The organism is Collinsella sp. TF07-1, assembly GCF_003437235.1.
Lineage (GTDB): Bacteria > Actinomycetota > Coriobacteriia > Coriobacteriales > Coriobacteriaceae > Collinsella.
Genome location: NZ_QSRV01000009.1, coordinates 1 through 18,596, shown reverse-complemented (window position 1 = coordinate 18,596; position 18,596 = coordinate 1). Strand labels below are relative to the sequence as shown.

The 18,596-nt window shown below is 60.7% G+C and carries 17 protein-coding genes, 1 tRNA gene and 1 riboswitch; of the genes, 1 reads left to right on the top strand and 17 read right to left on the bottom strand.

All coding sequences use genetic code 11. The features are described from left to right. Position 1 precedes the first annotated feature (1 nt). The 8 genes from DXC67_RS04990 to asnB all read right to left on the bottom strand — a co-directional run bounded on the left by DXC67_RS04990 (position 2) and on the right by asnB (position 7,961). Positions 2 to 298 (bottom strand): Veg family protein, encoded by a 297-nt coding sequence (locus tag DXC67_RS04990; protein WP_006234957.1) that lies wholly within the window; start codon positions 296 to 298, stop codon positions 2 to 4. Positions 299 to 427: 129 nt separating this feature from the next. Continuing rightward, positions 428 to 874 (bottom strand): D-aminoacyl-tRNA deacylase, encoded by a 447-nt coding sequence (dtd, locus tag DXC67_RS04985; RefSeq protein WP_117637591.1) that lies wholly within the window; start codon positions 872 to 874, stop codon positions 428 to 430. Positions 875 to 877: 3 nt separating this feature from the next. After that, positions 878 to 1,519 (bottom strand): RdgB/HAM1 family non-canonical purine NTP pyrophosphatase, encoded by a 642-nt coding sequence (rdgB, locus tag DXC67_RS04980; protein WP_022094898.1) that lies wholly within the window; start codon positions 1,517 to 1,519, stop codon positions 878 to 880. Between the two features lie 146 nt (positions 1,520 to 1,665). After that, positions 1,666 to 2,391 carry a ribonuclease PH gene (gene rph / locus DXC67_RS04975; RefSeq protein ID WP_117637590.1) on the bottom strand — a complete coding sequence of 242 codons (726 nt, stop codon included), beginning with the start codon at positions 2,389 to 2,391 and terminating at the stop codon, positions 1,666 to 1,668. A 55-nt stretch (positions 2,392 to 2,446) separates the two neighbouring features. Next, positions 2,447 to 3,331, bottom strand: a complete 885-nt coding sequence (murI, locus tag DXC67_RS04970; RefSeq protein WP_117637589.1) for a glutamate racemase — start codon at positions 3,329 to 3,331, stop codon at positions 2,447 to 2,449. Between the two features lie 51 nt (positions 3,332 to 3,382). Beyond that, positions 3,383 to 4,294, bottom strand: a complete 912-nt coding sequence (locus DXC67_RS04965) for an HAD family hydrolase (RefSeq protein WP_117637588.1) — start codon at positions 4,292 to 4,294, stop codon at positions 3,383 to 3,385. 111 nt (positions 4,295 to 4,405) lie between these two features. Further along, positions 4,406 to 5,968, bottom strand: coding sequence for a Mur ligase family protein (locus tag DXC67_RS04960; RefSeq protein WP_117637587.1), 1,563 nt, complete (start codon positions 5,966 to 5,968; stop codon positions 4,406 to 4,408). Positions 5,969 to 6,080: 112 nt separating this feature from the next. Beyond that, the gene (asnB, locus tag DXC67_RS04955) at positions 6,081 to 7,961 is read right to left on the bottom strand and encodes an asparagine synthase (glutamine-hydrolyzing) (protein ID WP_117563808.1); all 1,881 of its coding nucleotides are present in this window, start codon (positions 7,959 to 7,961) and stop codon (positions 6,081 to 6,083) included. 187 nt (positions 7,962 to 8,148) lie between these two features. Here asnB and DXC67_RS04950 point away from each other — a divergent pair. Next, positions 8,149 to 8,224 (top strand) — tRNA-Val (locus DXC67_RS04950). Positions 8,225 to 8,650: 426 nt separating this feature from the next. On the opposite strand, the gene DXC67_RS04945 is transcribed toward DXC67_RS04950, so the two are convergent. The 9 genes from DXC67_RS04945 to DXC67_RS04905 all read right to left on the bottom strand — a co-directional run bounded on the left by DXC67_RS04945 (position 8,651) and on the right by DXC67_RS04905 (position 18,028). Then, the gene (locus DXC67_RS04945) at positions 8,651 to 9,934 is read right to left on the bottom strand and encodes an aminotransferase class III-fold pyridoxal phosphate-dependent enzyme (protein WP_117637586.1); all 1,284 of its coding nucleotides are present in this window, start codon (positions 9,932 to 9,934) and stop codon (positions 8,651 to 8,653) included. Positions 9,935 to 10,003: 69 nt separating this feature from the next. Further along, positions 10,004 to 10,984 (bottom strand): acetylglutamate kinase, encoded by a 981-nt coding sequence (argB, locus tag DXC67_RS04940; protein WP_117637585.1) that lies wholly within the window; start codon positions 10,982 to 10,984, stop codon positions 10,004 to 10,006. 81 nt (positions 10,985 to 11,065) lie between these two features. Beyond that, the gene (gene argJ / locus DXC67_RS04935) at positions 11,066 to 12,334 is read right to left on the bottom strand and encodes a bifunctional glutamate N-acetyltransferase/amino-acid acetyltransferase ArgJ (RefSeq protein WP_199410614.1); all 1,269 of its coding nucleotides are present in this window, start codon (positions 12,332 to 12,334) and stop codon (positions 11,066 to 11,068) included. Positions 12,335 to 12,469: 135 nt separating this feature from the next. Then, positions 12,470 to 13,540, bottom strand: a complete 1,071-nt coding sequence (gene argC / locus DXC67_RS04930) for an N-acetyl-gamma-glutamyl-phosphate reductase (protein ID WP_117637583.1) — start codon at positions 13,538 to 13,540, stop codon at positions 12,470 to 12,472. Positions 13,541 to 13,797: 257 nt separating this feature from the next. Further along, positions 13,798 to 14,208 (bottom strand): pyridoxamine 5'-phosphate oxidase family protein, encoded by a 411-nt coding sequence (locus tag DXC67_RS04925; protein ID WP_117637582.1) that lies wholly within the window; start codon positions 14,206 to 14,208, stop codon positions 13,798 to 13,800. Positions 14,209 to 14,259: 51 nt separating this feature from the next. Beyond that, on the bottom strand, positions 14,260 to 14,706 hold the full coding sequence (locus DXC67_RS04920) for a pyridoxamine 5'-phosphate oxidase family protein (protein ID WP_117637581.1): 447 nt from the start codon (positions 14,704 to 14,706) through the stop codon (positions 14,260 to 14,262). Between the two features lie 30 nt (positions 14,707 to 14,736). Continuing rightward, positions 14,737 to 15,537, bottom strand: a complete 801-nt coding sequence (locus DXC67_RS04915) for an energy-coupling factor transporter transmembrane protein EcfT (RefSeq protein WP_117637580.1) — start codon at positions 15,535 to 15,537, stop codon at positions 14,737 to 14,739. After that, on the bottom strand, positions 15,537 to 17,441 hold the full coding sequence (locus DXC67_RS04910) for an energy-coupling factor transporter ATPase (protein WP_117637579.1): 1,905 nt from the start codon (positions 17,439 to 17,441) through the stop codon (positions 15,537 to 15,539). Before DXC67_RS04910 ends, DXC67_RS04915 begins: the two co-directional genes overlap by 1 nt. After that, positions 17,438 to 18,028, bottom strand: a complete 591-nt coding sequence (locus tag DXC67_RS04905) for an ECF transporter S component (RefSeq protein ID WP_117563816.1) — start codon at positions 18,026 to 18,028, stop codon at positions 17,438 to 17,440. Before DXC67_RS04905 ends, DXC67_RS04910 begins: the two co-directional genes overlap by 4 nt. Positions 18,029 to 18,033: 5 nt before the next feature. Next, a riboswitch (FMN riboswitch) is annotated at positions 18,034 to 18,226 on the bottom strand. Between the last annotated feature and the right edge of the window lie 370 nt (positions 18,227 to 18,596).

Below are 18,596 nucleotides of genomic sequence, written 5' to 3'. Positions count from 1 at the left end.
GTTAATGCTCCTCGAGCTGATTGCCGAGCGGGGTAAAGATATGCTCGCCGCTCTCGGGATCGAACAGCTCGACCTGGCCGGTGAGGACATCGATATACTGGTAGGACTGACGCGACTTGCGGCCACGACGCTCGTCAACCTCGACAATGAAGACGGCCGGGTGGACGCTCTTGATGGTGCCCATGCGCTCGACGACGCGGGTACGGCCCATGTTGGCCTTAACCTTGACGCGATCGCCCACCATATCGGTCAGCTTCTCGTGGATGTCGTCGACGTGATTGACTTCCATCTCTTCCATGAACAGGGCCTCCAGAAGGTGCAATTCAAAAAGGGGATAATACCCCTAAGATAGACAAAACTCTAATACTATAGCACCCTGTTGTGGCCATACGCAAGCAGCTAAAAAACCCGGTCCCAAATTGACTACTTATAGACCATCGGTATCGAGGACGATGGTGAATGGGCCGTCGTTGACGAGATCGACTTTCATATCGGCGCCAAAGATGCCGTGCGCCACGTGTTCGACATCTTGGCGAACGAGCGTCAGGAAGTACTCGTAGAGCTCGTTGGCGACATCGGGGGCGCCGGCATCCGTAAACGACGGACGGCGGCCGTGGCGGCAGTCGGCGAACAGCGTGAACTGCGACACCACGAGTACCTCGCCGTCGACATCGGCAAGTGCCAGGTTGGTCTTGCCGTTCTCGTCCTCGTTGATACGCAGCCCGCGGAGCTTGCCCCACAGCTTGTCGGCCTCGGCACGCGTATCGCCATGGCCCACACCCAGCAGCACCAGGTAGCCGCGCCCAATGCGACCCACGCACTCGCCGTCGACCGTCACGCCGGCGTTGAGCACGCGCTGCACCACCGCACGCACGGTCTACTCCTCACCCGTCAGTTTGGCGGACAGATGCTCGAGCGCGTGGAAACGATGGCTGATGGCGTTCTTCTCGTCCGCCGTCAGCTCAGCCATGGTCTTGCCCGGCGTGTCGACCGGCAGGAACAGCGGGTCGTAGCCAAAGCCGTGATCGCCGCGGCCCTCATGTGCGATAACGCCCTCGCAGGCGCCCTCACCATAGGTGACCAAACCGTCCGTGTCGATAAGCGCAACGACGCTCATAAAGCGCGCAGTGCGGTCCTCGTCGGCCACACCTTCCAGGTTAACGAGCAGCTTGGCATTGTTGGCGGCATCGTCGCCGTGAACGCCCGCGTAGCGCGCGCTATACACACCGGGCTCACCGTCCAGCGCGTCAACGACCAGGCCCGAATCGTCGGCAATGGCCATGAGCCCCGTCTCCTCGACCGCAGCCTGCGCCTTGATGATGGCGTTCTCCAAAAACGTCGTGCCGTTTTCCTCGGGGTCCTCAAAATCGCCCAGCTGACCGAGCGCCACAAAGCGTACCTCGGGCATGACCTTGCCCAAAATGGCCTCAATCTCGGTGAGCTTATGGGCGTTGCCGGTTGCCACGACGATGGTCGCCGCCGGGTCGAGGGTGTCGATGTCAATCTTCTCAAGTGCCATAGCTGGCCTCCTTGTCTCTATAGCAATGCCGTGTTGAGGACGACGAGGACCTCGGCCTCTCTCCCCCTCTCAATCAACGGCAGTCTTATACTTCGACGTTTTCCCAGATAAAACCTACCAAAATAAACCTGTCCCCTTTTGGCAGGTTAGGCGAGGGCCTGGCGCTGAAGCTCGATGAGCTCGGCAATACCCTTGTCGCCCAAATCGAGCAGGGCATTGAGGCGCTTGCGGTCGAAGGGAGCCTGCTCGCCAGTGCCCTGGAGCTCAATCATCTCACCGGTATCGGTGGCGACAAGATTCATGTCGACCTCGGCGTGACTGTCCTCAGAATAATCCAGGTCGAGCAGGGTGTTGCCGTCGACAACGCCCATGGAGATGGCAGCCACCTGGCCGGTAAGCGGGATGCGCTCGATCTTGCCCGCCTCGACCCACATGGCGAGGGCGTCGTGCAGCGCCACCCAGGCGCCGGTAATGCTCGCCGTACGCGTACCGCCATCGGCCTGAATCACATCGCAGTCGACGGTGACGGTGTACTCGCCGAGCGCTTTCATGTTGACGACGGTACGCAGGCTGCGGCCAATGAGGCGCTCGATCTCCATGGAGCGACCCTTGCGGTTGGCATGCTCGCGCTTGCAGCGCTTGCCAGTCGACGTCGGCAGCATGGAGTATTCCGCGGTCACCCAGCCGGCCTTAGCTCCCTTTCGCCAGCCCGGCACGCCCTCCTCGATAGTGGCGGCGCACAACACGCGCGTGTCGCCAAACTCGGCCAAACACGAGCCGTGGGCGTGCTTCATGACGCCACGGGTGAGCTTAACGGGGCGCAACTCGTTGGCGGCGCGGCCGTTGGCGCGGTTGACCTGCATGTACTCCATAGAAATATCCTTTCGGCAAAAGGTGAAGGTGAGCCTTTGGTCGGTGACCTTATATCTATTTCAGTTCGTCGATATCGATATGTTCGATGCTCTTGAGCGGCTGACCAAAGATAAAGCTGCCCGCCACCGCAAACTCGGCAATGTTATCGGCCGTCGTGGCAAAACGATGCTGCGGCTCGGCGGCGACGCCCGCCAGCTGCTCGCGGCGCGTAAGGATGTCGGTCAGCTCGCGCGTGGTCTCCTCGGCGGAACTCACGACGCGCACCCCAGGCCCCAGCGCATGTCGGATAGGTCCCACCAACAGCGGAAAATGCGTACAGCCGAGCACCACGGTATCGATACCGTGGTCGCGCAGCGGCTCAACCGTGGCACCCACCAGCGCACGCACGGCAGGCGTATCGAAGATGTCCTCGTTCTCAAGCCACTGTTCCTGCAGATGTGCACCCGAGGCGAGCTCGTGTTCGACAACCTCGACAAAGCTCGAGGCAGGACAACCGTATACATCGACGCCGGCATCTAGATCCTGAATGGCGCGCGTGTAGGCGCCCGAGCGAATGGTGAGGTTGGTGGCGAGCACGCCCACGCGACGCGAACGGGTGCTGTTGATTGCCGCACGGGCACCCGGCGCGATCACGCCGATCACGGGAACGTCGAGCACCTGCTGGGCCAGACGCAAGGCCGCAGCTGTCGCCGTGTTGCAGGCGATGACCATAATCTTGACGTCGTGCTTCGACAGCCAACGGCCCGCCTGCAACGCAAACGAGCGCACCTCATCCTCGGTGCGCGTGCCGTAGGGGCAGCGTTTGGTGTCGCCGAAGTAGTAGACGGACTCGTGCGGCAGCGCCGTCGCGATGGCGCGCGCAACCGTCAGACCGCCCAGGCCAGAATCGAACACACCGATCGGGCGCGTGTCGCCTGCCGGATTCTCGATATCGGACATTACCTCACCAGTCTCTCTCGAAAAGACATATCCAAGTGCGGCGACGCCGCGCTACGAACGCGCCGCGACCAGCAGCTCTGCCGTCGCCGCCCAACCGTCGACAATTTTGCCGCGCGTAACGAAAGCGTTCTCGCAAGCAGCCAGGAACTCGGGCGCGCCGGCGCTCGTCAGGCCATTCTCGACCAGACAGAACGTGCCCACGTGGTCAGCCATGTAGAAGTCAGACTCGGAATCGCCGAGTGCCAGCGTCTCCTCGCGCTCGATACCCAGGTGCTCGCAGAAACGTGCGATGGCAACGCCCTTGTTGAGGCCGGAGGGATTGATGTTAAACGCGCGGCCATCCTCGACGCGTTCGAGCTCGAGCGTCGTCGGCTTGGACAGATGCGTCAGGTGACCGTTACAGGCCCAGACCAGGCCGCAGCCGGCCTCGTCCAGGATGGCCTGGACCTCGTCGTCGGGCACATCGCCGCGCATGCCGACGGTGACCTCGCGGTACTTGTAGCCAGTCGACATGTCATTGTGGTACTCGATCTTATGCGGCCAGCGGGCGAGAATCTTCTCGCACACGCCGGTCTGCTCGATCACCTGATGCGGCGTGAGGCCGCAGGCGGGGTCGTAGGGCATATCGCCGGTCAGATACTCCCAATCGTTGGCCTTGAGATCATACATGACCAGGCCGCCCATCTCACCGATGTAGGAGTTGAGGCCGAGCACGCGCGCATCCTCGTGGATCATGGTGCGGTTGCGGCCCGAGGTGGGGACCACCTGGATGCCGGCGCGGGCAAGTGCCACGACAGCCTCGACGAGCTTGGTCGAGGGATTGCCGTCGTTGTCGCGCAGCACGCACGAGCCGGGCGCGAGCATGGTGGCGTCCAGGTCGGTAAAGACGTACTTAACCTTGGCAAGGCGCTCGCGCATCTCGCCCGAAAGCTCAGCGACGGTCGGCAGGGTATTGTGGGACATGGTCACTCCATTACGTAGAAGGGGCTTCTGGTCTTAGGCGGCGCGCCTCGCTTGAGGGGGAACGCGCTTGCAACGGCAGCGCGCTCAGGGCGCCGCCGCCATCATGGTTCATTAGTCAAACTGGGTAACATCGATCAGGCGATTGGCCAACGAAAGATCGCTCTCGATGGGCACGAACTCGTCGCCCACGTGCATGAGTTCCTCGTCACCCTTTGCCAGCAGCAAGACAATGGTGGGGGCATCGGGGTTAACGTACTCCTCGCGCGCCGCCTTGAACGCCGCATGCACAGCGGCTTCGCGATCGAGGATGATCCTGTTCGGCGTATCGTCGGGAACATGTTCGGCAAGCTCGCGACAGACCTTCATCGGGTCCTCGTGAGCCGGGTCCTCGTTGGCAAAGATCATCAGGTCGGAATATGGTGCGGCCTCGCGCGGCAATTGCTCGCGGCGCTCCTGGGCCTTGCCGCCGGCGGCGCCAAACAGCGCAATGACGGGGCTGGCAGGAAACGCACGTTTGACCGACGAGAACAGCGAACGGAATGAAAGCTGGTTGTGCGCGTAGTCCACAACGCAAATCACGCGGCCATCCTTCGACTCCACGACCTCCATGCGACCCGGCACACGCAGCTTGGAGAGGCCCTTCTTGATGGCATCGATACCGATGCCAATCTCGCGCGCGGCGGCGATAGCGACCAGCGCGTTCTCCACGTTAAAGTCTCCCGCGATACCCAGCAGGACCTTCTCCCCCGCCTCGGGCTCGTCGGCGCTCATGCCGTGCAGGTTAAACTCGATGTTAAAGCCAACCATGCGGACATCGCTTGCCCACAGGCTCGCCTCGGGATGCTCGACGCCAACGGTCACCAAGCGCTCGGCCGTCGACGCGGCCTCCAGCACGCGTTCGACTTCAGCGGTGCCCAGATTCACCACGGCGGTCTTAGCCTGATCAAAGATCCTGAGCTTGCTCTCAAAATAATCCTCGAAGGTCGGGTGCTCGATCGGTGAAATGTGATCACGCCCGATGTTGAGGAAGCACGCCACGTCAAACGGCAGGTTCTCGACGCGCTGGTACTTGAGCGCTTGGCTCGAGACCTCCATGACCATGGACTGGCGACCTGACGTGCGGCAGTTGGCGATATGGCGCCAGACCTCGGGGGCCTCGGGCGTAGTATTGGTGCTCTCGTAGCACTCGATGCCATCGTCGGTACTCACCGAGCCGATCATGCCGCAGGACTCGCCCGCTGCCTTGATGATGGACTGAAGCATAAAAGCGGCCGTGGTCTTTCCCTTGGTACCGGTGATGCCCACGATCTTGACATCGTGGTCGGGACGGTCGTAGACCTCCGGCGGCAACAGGGCCATGGCCGTGCGAACGCTATCAACAACCAGCATCGCAGCACCGCTCTCCTGCGCCAGCGGCTCCAGAGACTCGACCAGCGACTCCTCGCACACAAATGCGACGGCGCCCGCATCGAGCGCCATGCTCAAAAACGCGGGCTTAAAGGCAGCACCTTTGCAAAAGAACACGTCACCTGCCGAGACCGCGCGCGAATCAAACGAGCAGCCGGTCACGGCACGCTCGTCAACCTGCTCTGATGCGCGCAGCTTACCGCACACATCGAGAAGCTTGGCAAGCGTATCGACCGTGGTCACGGTCGCGGAATCCGAATGGTGCATCTTTCACCTTTCTCAGCCATTTGGCAGGGACGGTTTTTATAGTAACTGAAACGCACCCACGCAAAAACGGCTCCCGGAGGAGCCGTTACGCGCAGGCGTTCGTAAGCCGAGGCTAGGCAGCCTGAACAGCGGGCTGGTCCTCGTCGATAAAGAAGCGCTTGTACCACACCAGGAACACGAGCGGCGTATAGATCTTGCGCTGGAAATCGCCCTTGCCCGCAAAGTGCAGATCGAGCAGGTGCATGAGCTCGTCGGTATCGAAGAACTCGCTTGCCCACGGCGCGGTGAAGTACTCCTTGACATAGTCGTACCACTTTTGCTCGCGCAGCCAGTAGACAATCGGCACCGGGAAGCCCACCTTGGGACGGGTGGCCCACTCATCGGGCAGCGACTTGTTGGCAGCGTGGCGGAGTACCTGTTTGTTGCCGTTCTCGTTGATGCGGTAGCGGTCGGGAATGTGCTCGGCGAACTCCATGACTTTGCGGTCCAGGAAGGGCACGCGCAGCTCCAGCGAGTGCGCCATGCACATCTTGTCGGCCTTGAGCAGAATGTCGCCCGGAAGCCACATGTTCATGTCCAGGTACTGCTTCTTGACCAGCTCGGGCTGACCCTTCACGCGCGCATAGATGGGGGCGGCAAGCTCGAAGGCGCCATCGCCGGTGTTGTACTCGGGCTTGAGCACGCCGTCGACCTCGCGCTCCGGCCAAACCAGAGCCTGTCCCAGGAACGACTTCTCAGGGATCTCGGCACCCTTGACCAGGAAGTTATGTCCCTTGAAGTACGGCATATGCAACGCCAGGTTACCGAGCGCGCGACGGATGGGCAGCGGCACCATCTTTTTGTACTTGCGGACCGGAACCGTGTCCTCGTAGTAGGCGTAGCCGCCAAAGAGCTCGTCGGCGCCTTCGCCCGAAAGCACGACGGTGACGTCCTTGCGGGCCATCTCGGCCAAGAACCACAGCGGCACGGAAGACAGGTTGGACTGCGGCTCGTCCATGTGATACTGGATGTCCTCGAGCGCACCGAAGAACTCGTCGGCGGTAATCATCTTGCGGACATTCTCGACGCCGAGCTTGTCAGAAAGTTCCTTGGCGTAGTTAGTCTCGTTGAAATTCTTGTAATCGAAGCCCACCGAGAAGGTCTTGTCGGGCATGAGGCAAGCGGCGATGTAGCTGGAGTCGACGCCGCCGGAGAGGAACGACGCGACCTTGACGTCGGCGATGCGATGGGCCTCGACGCTCTCGTGCACGACCTCATCCAGCTCGTCGACGTACTCCTCGAACGGCTTCTCGACGGCAGAGTAATCGCAATCCCAATAGCGCTCGATGTTCATCTTGCCGGTCGGGATGTCTACGGTAAAGTAATGCGCCGGCGGCAGCTTGTAGACACCCTCGAAGAAGGTCTCCTCGGTTGCCGAATACTGCAGCGTCATGTACGGACGCAGGGCCTTTTTGTTGACCGCCTTGTGGAAGTGCGGGTAGTCCAGGAAGCTCTTGATCTCGGAACCGAAGAGCACGCCCGGAGCGCCGTCGCCCGCATCGGCCATGGGATAGTAGTAGAGCGGCTTGATGCCAAAGATATCGCGGGCGCCAAAAAGCTTGTTCTTCTTCTTGTCCCAGATGACGAAGGCGTACATACCGCGCAAGCGATCAAGTACTGCCTCGCCCCACTCCTCATAGCCGTGCAGGAGGCTCTCGGTGTCGGCGCCGCAGTGGAACTTATAGCCCTTGGCCTCGAGCTCGGAACGGAGTTCTTGGAAGTTGTAGATCTCGCCGTTGAAGACGATAACGACGCTGCCGTCCTCATTGGCCATGGGCTGAGCGCCGGCCTCGGTCAGGTCGAGGATCGACAAGCGGCGGAAGCCCAGGGCAACGCGGCCGTCGATAAACTGACCGCCCATGTCGGGACCGCGATGGACGATGCGGTCCATCATCTTGGTGAGCACCTCGGATTGGTTATCCGTCCCACCGACAAAACCGACAAAACCGCACATATACTATCCCCTCTGCTGTTGCTGGGCATCAAATCGAATCAGTAGCTTTTGAGTATACCCGAGGGCGTAAAGAGGGGCGGAATGTTCAGGCAATCTCAACTGAATCAGCTCCGCTGTGACACGCGACGGTTACCTTTAATGGATATGAGATGAATGAGGCGATTGTTTTGCTATACTCTCTCCGCACGGGCGATTGGCGCAACGGTTAGCGCAGGTGCTTTACACGCACAAGGCTGGGGGTTCGAATCCCTCATCGCCCACCACTGATTTGATAGGCTCCCAGCTATGGGGGCCTTTCTTTTTTGGGCCCAGCGCATGGGATTCGAACCCGCCAGCACGTCCGCCACAAAGGCCGTGGCCAAAAAATGGCAAAAATGAGTACTGTTACTAATTTTGTAGCAGCGATTTTTGGGTTTCGCTGGGTAAATCTAGCCCTGAATCAGCGATTTGAAGCCTTTGCTAGCTGTTTCCCCATTAACATAACTGAACATGTGTGGTCTAACTAATCCTAGATAGTCGGTTTCATATGAGATTCAGCTGGTGACAGTACTCACATTTGGCATTTTTTGTCCAAAGGCTCTCCTGGCCATTGCAGATTTGTGGCAAAACGGGTTCCGGACCGCTGAATCATGCCACATAGGGCACGTCCGCAGTCCGGAACCCGGTCCAAATTGAGTTATTGTGCCGCGTTAGCCCAAGACACCCGCCAGGATCTCGATTAGGCTGTCCACGTCGGCCTCTTCGCACACGAGCGGCGGCAGGAAACGCAGCGTATGGGCACCCGTAGCGTTAATCACGGCACCAGCCCCCAATGCACGGGCCACAACGTCGTGTGCATCACCCACAGTATCGTCCAGATCGCAGCCGAGCATCAAGCCGCGGCCACGCACCTCGGTCACGTTCGGCAGCTTGGCGAGCTTTGCCTCCATATAGGCGCCTACCTTGGCAGCGTGGTCGGCATAATCGCCGCGCACGAGTGCGGAGAGCGTCGCGGCACACGCCGCGATGGCCAAGCAGCTACCGCCAAAGGTCGAGCCGTGGTCGCCCGGCTTAAACACGTCGGCAATCTCCTTCTTTGCCACGACGGCACCCATGGGCACGCCATCAGCAATGCCCTTGGCAAGGCTCATGATGTCGGGTTCCACGCCATAGGTTTGGAATGCAAACGGCTTGCCGGAGCGGAAGATGCCGCACTGGACCTCGTCGGCGATAAGCACGGCGCCCACTTCGTGTGCCAGGTCGCGCGCTGCCGCCATAAACTCCTCGGTCATGGGGTGCACGCCACTCTCACCCTGGATCGGCTCGAGCATCACGGCACAAATTTCGCTCCCCAGCTGCTTAAAGATCGCACGCAGTTCATTGATATCGTTGGGCGTACAGGCCACAAAGCCACCCGGCAGCGGGCGGAAACTATCCTGCAGCCAATCCTGCATGGTGGCGGCAATGGTCTCGAGCGTACGGCCGTGGAAGCCGCCGCGCATGCACACGATAGTGTTGCCGCCGTTACCGGCACGCTTGGCGTACAGGCGCGCAAGCTTCATCGAGCCCTCATTGGCCTCGGCGCCGGAGTTGGCAAAGAAGGTCTCCCAAACCTGCTCATCCGCAGCCGGGGCACCAAGAGCAGCTGCCGTGGTCTCATCGCCGGCGGCAATGGCATCGGCAAGCACGCGCGCACCATCTACGTCGTCGTTGGCAAGCTTGGACAGCAGCGCCGCGACCTGTCCGCGCTGTTCAATGTAGAAGTAATTGGAGACATGCATGAGTTTTTTGGTCTGTGCCTCGAGCGCCGAGAGCACAGCCGGGTCGCCATGACCTAGGCTGCACACGCCGATGCCGGCAAGAAAGTCGAGGTACTCACGGCCATCGTCGCCGGTGAGCTTCATGCCGTGACCCTCGACAAACTCGACCGGAGAGCGGCCAAAGGTATGCATAACGTAATTGGATTCAAGCGATTGCTGAGCTGCAAGTGACATGGGATGCCTTTCGTTGAGCGCCGAACGGCGCAGGCCTATGGGTGCAGGAATGGGGCGGCTGCGGGTCAGCTAGACCGTCTGAAGCTTCTCGACCTCGTCGAGGTTCTCGGTCAGACGCGCAGCAAACGTCGAAAGCGGATGCGGATGCGTATCGAACTCGTAGGCCGTCTCGGTGGAATGGATCACGGTGCCGACGCCGGCATCGGTCAGCAGCTCCAGCAGCAGCGAATGCGGCGTGGTGCCGTTGATGATGTGGGCACGAAATACGCCGCCGGCAAGCGCATCGACGGCCGCGCGCAGCTTGGGAATCATGCCCTTATCGACCTCGCCGCCGTAGAGCATCTCATTGACCTCGTCGAGCGTCAGGTTGGAGATAAGCGAATCCTTGTCGCCAAAGTCCTTGTACAGACCGTCGACATCGGTCAAGAAAATCGCTTTGTGCGCATGGAGCGCCGCCGCAACGGCACCGGCGGCGGTATCGGCGTTGATGTTGAAGAAACCGCCGTCCTCCCCCGCCGCGACGGTAGCGATGACGGGGATGTACTCGCTATCGAGTAAGCGCTCGATATAGTCGGTGTTAACGTGTGTCACTTTGCCCACTCGACCGAGCTCGGGGTCGAGAGGCTCGGCGATGAGCGTGCCGGCATCGCTGCCCGACACGCCCACGGCCAGGTTGCCGTGGTGGTTGATGGCAGCAACCAGCTCCTGGTTGACCTTGCCGCCCAGTACCTCGCGCACGATATCCATGGTCGCCGGCGTGGTCACGCGCTGGCCGTTCTTAAACTCGACGGGAATATCGTAATGGCTCAGCGCCTCGTTGATAGCCTTGCCGCCACCATGCACGATGACGGGACGCATACCGATGATCTTGAGCAGGACGATGTCGCTCATCACGTCGCGGCGCAGCTGCTCGTCGACCATGGCGGCTCCGCCATATTTGATAACAACCGTCTTGCCGGTCAGGTTCTTAATCCACGGCAGCGCTTCGAACAGCAGCTGCGCGGTTGCTTCGTTGGATTCGCTCGATCGACAATCGCGTGCGAATTTCATAATCTGCCTCGTCTTTCGTATCGTTATCGCGCCGTGCTCCGCTGTCCGCAATCGCGGCAAGATGCGCAGCGTGCCTGGAATCTAGGAACGGTAGTCGCCGTTGATGGAGATGTACTCATGCGTGAGGTCGCAGGTCCACACGGTCGTTGCCGCGTCGCCTGCGCCCAGGTCGGCCGAGATCACGATCTCGGGCGCCTCAAAACGTCGTAGAGCCTCGTCCTCGTCAAAGGGAACAGTCAGACCGTCGCGACAGACAGGCATGCCCATCATGTCGATGGAAACGTCTTCCTGATTAAACTTCACGCCGCACTTACCGAGCGCCATGGCAACGCGGCCCCAATTGCAGTCATGGCCGGCGATGCAGGTCTTAACGAGCGGCGAGTTGGCAACGGCGCGGGCGGCGATATCGGCCTCCTCGTCGTTCACGGCGCCGGTAACGTTGACCGTAACAAGCTTGGATGCGCCCTCACCATCGGCGGCGATATTGCGCGCCAGGCTCTCGCACACCTCGTGCACGGCAAATGCCAACTCGTCAAAGGCATCGGAGCCCTCGACGATAGGCTCGGCATCTGCGGCAGCGGCGCCGGAGGCAAGCATGATGCAGGTGTCGTTGGTCGAGGTGTCGGAATCGACCGTTACCTTGTTAAAGGTCTGCTTGACGGTCGAGAGCAGCAGGGCATGAAGTGCCGCAGGCTCGACGGGGGCATCGGTGGTGATAACTGCGATCATGGTGGCCATATTGGGCATGATCATGCCCGAGCCCTTGCACATTCCGCCTACCGTATAGACATTGCCCGCATGACCCGCAGCCTCACTGACGTAGGATACGGCGTACTCCTTGGAGTGCGTGTCGGTCGTCATGATGGCGCGAGCGGCATCGGCGCCACCGTGGGCGGAGAGCGCCTCGTAGGCAGCAGGAATGGCGGTCTCAAACGTGTCGATCGGCAGAATCTGGCCAATCACACCCGTGGAGGCAACCAGAATCTGCTGGGGCTCGCAGCCGATGACCTGCGATGCGATGCTGCACGTCTCGCGCGCGCAGGCAAGGCCGGTCTCACCCGTGGCGGCGTTGGCATTGCCAGAGTTGACCGAAACACCGGCGATGATACCGTAGCCCTTGTCGGCACCGCCCAGGTTGGCACGGCTCACCTGCACGGGCGCCGCGCAAAAGCGATTGGCGGTAAACACGCCGGCACCGGGACAGGGTTTATCGGGCACGACGAGCGCGTAATCCAGACGCTCGGGGTTCTTGCGGAACCCAGCGTGGATGCCTGCAGCTTTAAAACCAGCCGCAGCCGTAACGCCACCCTCGACGGCGCGAATCTTGATATCAAACAGCTCGGTATCCATCGTCTTTATGACTCCTTATGTCAAACAAAAAAACGGACATCGGTTGGTGCGCCATGCCAGTCGTGATCATGAAACCAGCTTAAGAGTGGCGCCCCACTCGATGCCCGACTACCAAATCGTTAACAATCGAATGTGCTACACCGGGCACGCCACTGTGGGCAAGCCTCGTCGCTCGTCAAAGCCAAAGACGATATTGGCGCACTGGACTGCTTGGCCCGCAGCGCCCTTGCACAGATTGTCGATGGCGCCCGTCGCCACCAGCACGCCCGCGCGCTTGTTGAGCGCGAGGCCAATCTGGGCAGCGTTGGTGCCGACGACCGAAGCCGTCTTGGGCTGCTGGCCGGCATCGAGCACGCGCACAAAGGTGCGACCGGCGTAGAACTGCTTGTAATGGTCGACAACGTCCTCAAGGGTCAAGGTATCGATAGCCTGCGGCGCGAGCGGCAGCGTCACCGTGGAGAGCAGACCGCGCTTGAGCGGTGCCAGGTGCGGGGTAAAGACGACGCGATCGGTCAGGCCAAGGATTTGCTCAATCTCGGGCGTGTGGCGATGCTTGCCCACGCCGTAGGCCTCCAAGTTCTCGTCGGCGCTGCAAAAATGGGTGCGGGCGTTGCAGGACTTACCGGCGCCCGTCACGCCGCTAATGGCATCGACAATCACGGGACCGTTCTCGGCCACCCAGCCCGCGCGCACGGCGGGCGCGGCGGCAAGGCTCGTTGCGGTGGGATAGCAACCGGCGCAGGCGACCAGCACGGGTTTGCCGTCGGCATGGTCGGATGCGGCGGTCTCCAAGTCCTGGCAGAACAGCTCGGGCAGACCGAAGGCACGGGTCTTGAGCAGCTCGGGGCTCGTATGCTCGGCGGCATACCAAGCCTCAAAAACGGACGCGTCGTTCAGACGGTAGTCGGCCGAAAGATCAAAGCAGGAGACGCCCGATGCAAGCAGCGCGGGCACCTGTGCCATGGCAGCCGTGTGCGGCACGGCCAAAAAGACCGCGTCGCAGTTCTTGAGCTCAGGGGCATCATGCGTCGTAAAGACAAGATCGCTTACGCCGGTGAAGCTCGGGTGCACCGCAGACAACGGCTGGCCGGCATCGGCGTTGGACGTAATGGCAGCAAGTTCAAACTCGGGATGACCGAGGACGAGGCGAATGAGCTCGGCTCCGGCATATCCAGCCGCGCCGACGATTCCAACCTTCAAAGACATATCAGACTCCTTGTCTGCGATTTATGCACCGATGCGCATTTCGCAGCGGTCGTTATGAAGTGGGTTGAAACTTTAGCACCAAAAGATGCATTAATACGTAAATGGCTTGCATATTCATGCATTGAAACATTCCCGACACATTCGCTTGAAGGAATTGACAAATGGAGCGGGCCCCGTATTGACCGGCGCTCCTAACGGCGCCGAGCAATACGGGGCCCGCCCATGCGAAAACCAAGTTGTTAGGATGAGCCAGCTGGCTAGAGCTCGACCGGCACCCATTCGTCGTGATTGCAGATAAAAGCCTCGGGATCCTCGACGCTAAAGAAGACGAGCGTGGGGTCGTTAGGCCCCTCATAGTGCTCGCCCAGGCGCTCTAGATGCTTCCACCCAGCTTCGCGCATTTCGCCTAAAGCCCGGTCATCCAAGCCGGCACGCCCGCGCAAGATGAGCCAGCCATGGCCCGGCCACCAACTCGTGGCCTCAAAGCGCTGGTTTTGCAGCAGCTCTTGCCACACATCTTTGGTGCGCGCTGTTACAAACCACAGCTTGCCGTCCTGGATCTGCGCAAACGAAAACGGACGCACATGAGGCTGTCCGTCAACGCTCGTCGCCAAATACCATGCCGGCACCGACGTCAGATACTCCAACACCGTATTCAATCCGTCCATGTGTCCTCCTGGCGCTAGCTAATTCGAAACGGGTAGTTAATTTGAGACGCGCTAGAGCTCCAGGCGCTCCTCGCTGCCGTCGATATCACAGAAGCGCGCGGCAATGTTGCGGACCGAAAAGAAAGCAAGGCGGCCGTCGTTGGCACTCTCGTGTTCCTCGCCGATGCCCACCATGTGCTTAAAACCCGCTTGACGCACCTTGTCGCTCGCAACTGCGTCGTCCTCAAGTGCGGCTTCGCCGGTCAATACGATCCAGCATTCCCCCGGCTTCCAGCCCGAGAGCTCAAACTTGGGATTCGCACTCAGCTCCGCCCACACATCCTTGTCGCGCGACGTGCAAAACCACAGCTTACCTTCATCGACCATGGCAAACGAAAACGGCCTCACGCGAGGCTGATGCCCGTCGGCCACATCGGTCGTGGCCAGATACCACGCCGGAATGCGCCTGAGATACGAGCAGGCGCGCTCAAGCTGAGCTGTGCGGTCGTTGTCGGTCATAGGGACCCCTTTCTTGCGCTCGAATCGCGCCTAAACAAGTTGAAGGTTGACGACGATGACACACGCAAACAGCAGCATCGTCACCACCGCAGCCAGCGCATCCCCGCGGCGAAATGCAAGCGCATGCAGACGCGTGCGGCCCTGCTCGCCGTGATAGCAGCGTGCATCCATGGCGGCAGACAGCGTCTCGGCATGACGGAACACGCCCGTGAACAGTGGGATCGCCACACTGCCGAGCATACGCACGCCGCCGAGCGGGCCACCCGTTACGCGTGCACCGCGGCTTGCCTGCGCGTCCGCCGTCTGCTTCATCTCGGTGGCAAACTGCGGCATAAAGCGCAACGCGATGCCCATGATCATGCCGAGCTCATGCGCCGGAAGCCCCACGCGCGCAAACGGTGCGAGCAGACGCTCAAAGCCCGCGGTGAGGTCGAGCGTCGGTGTGGTGAGCGTAATAGCGCTCATACCGGCCATCATCAAGGTCAGACGGCAGGTCATAAAAGCGGCGGAATGCAGCGAGCCCTCGCTTATCCGCAGAAAGCCGAGCTGCCACAGGATGCGCCCACTCTGATCGGTAAACAAGTTGAGCACCGCGACCACGACGACGATTGCCAGCAGCGGCGCCATCGACGACAGAACGCGACGAACCGGCACCCGAGACACGGTATAGATCAGAACAACGAAGATTGCGACCGGGACCAGTCCGCGGAAGCTGCCAACCGTGAGCGTCGTGATCAGAAACACAAAGCCCAAGAGCAACTTAGTTCGCGGGTCCAGGCGGTGGATTGCACTATCGCCGGGATAGTAGCTGCCAAACGAAAACGCCTCCATTAGCAGCCCTCCTCTCGCGCGACCGTCTTGGATTTAGCAATGTCCGCGACGTTAGAAGGACCGTCTGAGCGACCGATCAGCAAATCTGCCAGCTCATCGGCCAGCGACTCAACCGTATAGAGCCCGCCGCAACGCAGCGGCACGCCCGCTTCCGCGAGCGCCAACGCCATGCGCTGGGCGGCGGGAACGCCCAAGCCGATCGACTTGAGCTCATCGGCATGTGCAAACACCTGCGCGGGGGTTCCCTCGGCAAACACCGCGCCTTCGTTCATCACGACGATGCGGTCGCAGCAGTTGGCCAGGTCATCCATACTATGCGAAACCATGACAACGGTCAGGCCATCGCGGTGAAGTCGATCGATAAGCTCAAGGAAATCCCTGCGCGCAGCCGGATCGAGCCCCGCCATGGGTTCATCGAGCACCAGGACTTCGGGCTCCATGGCGAGCACACCGGCGAATGCCACGCGCCGTTGCTGACCGCCCGAAAGCTCAAAGGGACTCTTGTCGCCGACCGTGGAAAGGTCGAGGCCCACGCGCGAGAGCGACGACTCGACGCGACGGTCGACTTCATCTTGCGGCAAGCCAAGGTTGTGCGGGCCAAACGCCACGTCCTGCGTCACGGTTTCGGCAAACAGCTGACGCTCGGGATATTGAAACACCACGCCGACCTTGGCCTTAACCGCGGCGGCGTCTTTCTTGTTTGACAGATCGAGCCCCAGCGCGCGAACGAATCCCTCCTGGGGGCGAATCAAACCGTTGAGATGCTGGACCAGCGTCGACTTACCCGAACCGGTATGACCTGCCAAGCCCAGGAACTCGCCGCGACACACCGTCAGCGATACATCGCGCAGCGCCCACGGGCTGCTGGGGTCGTTTCCCCAGAGAGCCTGTTTGCCCGATTTGCCCGCAACGGCCGAGCGCTTATGCCAGCGGCGGCGCTCGCGGGCGCTCAGCGAGTAACTATGCGAGAGGTGCGAAATCTCGATGACGGGCTCCGACGCGGCTGTCCCGTCGGTTGCAGAGGAGGCGTTGTCGAGCACACGAGAATCGGATGCAGAAGGCCGCCCTGCGGTGTCTTCCCCACTCCGGTCGGCATATGTCTGCGCAATCTCGGCGACCATATCCACCTCGCGCACCTGCGCATGAACGGGCACGCCCTTCGCACGAAGCGCCGTGCCCAAGCAGCACGACGCCGGCATATCCAAGTTGAACTGCGCAAGTTCGTCCGCCCGTGTCAAGATTTCCTCGGGCGTACCGAGCATGGCAACGCGCCCCACCCGAAACACCGCGACACGATCGGCCTCGGCGGCCTCTTCCATAAAGTGCGTAATCATCACGATGGTCATGCCACGATCATGCAACGCGCGGCAAGCCTTCATGAGGCCCTTGCGTCCACGCGGATCGAGCATCGAGGAAGCCTCATCCAAGATGAGCACGCGCGGTTCCATGGCAAGCACGCCAGCAAGCGCCACGCGTTGCTTTTGGCCACCCGAGAGCGCATGGGTCTCGTGGCGCTCAAAGCCCACCAGGCCCACGCCCTTCAGCGCCTCGCGTACGTGCTGCGCAATTTGCGCCGATGGCACGCCAAGGTTTTCGGGACCGAACGCAACGTCATCTTCGACAAGCGTTGCCACCAGCTGGTCGTCGGGATTCTGGAATACCATGCCCGCGGTCGAACGAATGTCGTAGACCAGCTCGGGGTCGGACGCATCCATGCCGTTGATGCGTACCGTGCCCGCATCGGGCTGCAACAGCGCATTCAGATGCTTGGCAAACGTCGACTTGCCCGACCCATTGCCACCGAGGATGCAGAAAAACTCCCCGTCCTCGATGTTCAGATCGACACCGTCGAGTGCCGACACGGCACCGTCATAGCTAAAGGAAACGCCCCGACACTCAATCATGCGCGGCCTTTGACCTGGTCCTTTTTAGGCGTGATGAGGTTGGAGACCGCCTTGTACACTGCAAGCGTCAATACCGAGTTAAGCACGGTCTTGATAAGGTTGAACGGCAGCACGGCAGGAATCATGAGCGGGGCGATCACATCGACCGAGCCATACCAGAACCATACGCCAATGGTAAGGTTAGCGACCATAGACAGCGCCGTAGCGGCAATGACACCGAACACTAGGCCAATCACGGCACCCTTATAGGTATGCATCTTCTGGTACACGATAGCCGCGGGCAGAATGTAGCCCAGCGTAGCCACCAGGTTCATAAGTGCGCCGACCCAATCGCCCGTGGTAAGCGCATGGATAACAATCGCCATAGCGGCAACAGCAGTACCGGCGCCAGGACCATACGCAAAACCGCACACCATCGCCGGCACCAGCGACGGGTCATACGTCAAAAACGGCGCCGAAGGAAGGATAGGCAGCTGCACGTACATAAACAGGGCGCCCAAGGCACACATCAGCGCCATGGTAACGAGCTGTTTGGTGCTCCACCTATTCGTGTTCTCAAAATGGATATGCTGCGACTGTTCAGACATAAGATCACCTGCCTCTTTCATCCGGACTCTAACCGTTGGTACTGGGATCTCACCAGTTCAGCCGGTATGCGAACCAACACACGCTCGGGTCGCGGACTCATCGGCTCGGTCGCAGACGCCTCGCCTGCTCCGCGGCACCCCTTTGGCACCGCCCGATTTACCGCCAGTAGGGAATTCCACCCCGCCCTGAAACAGCACTTGCAAGTGTAGCACGAGCAATCGTTCGCGCAAGTATGCCGAGGGTAATTTGTGGTGGGGATCAGTTGCCACAACAACCACGTTCCCCACCCATCCCAAAGTAGCGCGCCTTTCGCGCAAAGCGCGAAACAGCGAAGGGGACAAGCCACTGCAACAACCACATCCTCCACTCGCCCCAAAGCGGCGCGCCTTTCGCGGCAAAGCCGCGAAACAGCGACCGGGACACGTATTCCCAACAACCAAGTCCTCCGCCCACGCCGACCTCAAGGCCGTAAACGCAGGGAATCCGGGGGCGTGACGGGGGCTTCCCTCCGGAACATTCCGCACTGATATTTTCTGTATTGAAGACGTCGATGGTGCACCCGTATAC

Excerpts from the sequence above, each read along its gene's own strand:
- DXC67_RS04990 (WP_006234957.1), bottom strand. The coding sequence starts at position 298 with ATGGAAGAGATGGAAGTCAATCACGTCGACGACATCCACGAGAAGCTG.
- rdgB (WP_022094898.1), bottom strand. The coding sequence starts at position 1,519 with ATGGCACTTGAGAAGATTGACATCGACACCCTCGACCCGGCGGCGACC.
- rph (WP_117637590.1), bottom strand. The coding sequence starts at position 2,391 with ATGGAGTACATGCAGGTCAACCGCGCCAACGGCCGCGCCGCCAACGAG.
- murI (WP_117637589.1), bottom strand. The coding sequence starts at position 3,331 with ATGTCCGATATCGAGAATCCGGCAGGCGACACGCGCCCGATCGGTGTG.
- DXC67_RS04965 (WP_117637588.1), bottom strand. The coding sequence starts at position 4,294 with ATGTCCCACAATACCCTGCCGACCGTCGCTGAGCTTTCGGGCGAGATG.
- DXC67_RS04960 (WP_117637587.1), bottom strand. The coding sequence starts at position 5,968 with ATGCACCATTCGGATTCCGCGACCGTGACCACGGTCGATACGCTTGCC.
- asnB (WP_117563808.1), bottom strand. The coding sequence starts at position 7,961 with ATGTGCGGTTTTGTCGGTTTTGTCGGTGGGACGGATAACCAATCCGAG.
- DXC67_RS04945 (WP_117637586.1), bottom strand. The coding sequence starts at position 9,934 with ATGTCACTTGCAGCTCAGCAATCGCTTGAATCCAATTACGTTATGCAT.
- argB (WP_117637585.1), bottom strand. The coding sequence starts at position 10,984 with ATGAAATTCGCACGCGATTGTCGATCGAGCGAATCCAACGAAGCAACC.
- argJ (WP_199410614.1), bottom strand. The coding sequence starts at position 12,334 with ATGGATACCGAGCTGTTTGATATCAAGATTCGCGCCGTCGAGGGTGGC.
- argC (WP_117637583.1), bottom strand. The coding sequence starts at position 13,540 with ATGTCTTTGAAGGTTGGAATCGTCGGCGCGGCTGGATATGCCGGAGCC.
- DXC67_RS04925 (WP_117637582.1), bottom strand. The coding sequence starts at position 14,208 with ATGGACGGATTGAATACGGTGTTGGAGTATCTGACGTCGGTGCCGGCA.
- DXC67_RS04920 (WP_117637581.1), bottom strand. The coding sequence starts at position 14,706 with ATGACCGACAACGACCGCACAGCTCAGCTTGAGCGCGCCTGCTCGTAT.
- DXC67_RS04915 (WP_117637580.1), bottom strand. The coding sequence starts at position 15,537 with ATGGAGGCGTTTTCGTTTGGCAGCTACTATCCCGGCGATAGTGCAATC.
- DXC67_RS04910 (WP_117637579.1), bottom strand. The coding sequence starts at position 17,441 with ATGATTGAGTGTCGGGGCGTTTCCTTTAGCTATGACGGTGCCGTGTCG.
- DXC67_RS04905 (WP_117563816.1), bottom strand. The coding sequence starts at position 18,028 with ATGTCTGAACAGTCGCAGCATATCCATTTTGAGAACACGAATAGGTGG.